The 837-nt window shown below is 18.8% G+C and carries 1 protein-coding gene; it reads left to right on the forward strand.

Features of this window, described 5'->3' with window-relative positions:
- Positions 1-8 precede the first annotated feature (8 nt).
- The coding region (locus tag JG677_RS08365; RefSeq protein ID WP_234284681.1) for an MFS transporter at positions 9-837 on the forward strand (829 nt) is incomplete at its 3' end.

Consider the following 837-nt stretch of genomic DNA (forward strand, 5'->3'; position numbering starts at 1 on the left):
TGTTTTTATTGTCTTTAATTATTTGCATATCTTATTATAATCATATTTTTTGGCTGATTTTATTTTTAAATTTTCTATTAGCTTTATTTAATTCTTTTTATTTTCCTATTTTTTATGCTTATATATTGAAAATAATTCAAAAACAATTTGTATTAAAAATTAATTTATTAATTGGCATTGGTAGTGCTTTGGCAATTTTAATTGCTTTTGGAATATCTTATTTTTATTTAAACAAAAATAATATTTTTAATTTTATAAATTTCATTGGTATTTCTTTTATTATTTTATCTTTAATAAATTTAGCTTTAAGCTATAAACTTTCAATTTTACAAGAAAAAAAGATTGCATATTCATTAAAGCGCTATTTAAAGAAAAAAATTTTTATAAAAAATTTAAAATCAATAATTAAAGAACCAATTCTTTTTCCTTCTATTTTAGGAATTTCCATATTTTTATTATTGCTAGAATCTTATATAATATTATTTCCTATATACGTTAGAGATATTTTACTTGAGGATAGTTTATTTTATCTTTATTTAAATTTTATATTTTTAACCATAGGATTTATCTTTGGTTCTTTTGTTTTTAAAAGATTTTCAATATCTTATCTTGAATTTGGATTTATTCCTTTTGCTCTTTTTGGTTCTTGCATTTTAACTCTATTATTGCCTTATATATTAAATCATTTTATAATCTTTTTTTTATTTGGGTTTTGCGGATCTTTTGTAATCATTCCTTTTTTTACCCTGATACAACTGCACTCTCAAGTAAAAAAAATACAAAAAGTTATTCTTGTAAATAATTTTTTACAAAGTACTATTATTTTAAGTTGTATTC

The sequence above is a fragment of the Campylobacter sp. TTU-622 genome, assembly GCF_016598965.1.
Classification (GTDB): domain Bacteria; phylum Campylobacterota; class Campylobacteria; order Campylobacterales; family Campylobacteraceae; genus Campylobacter_D.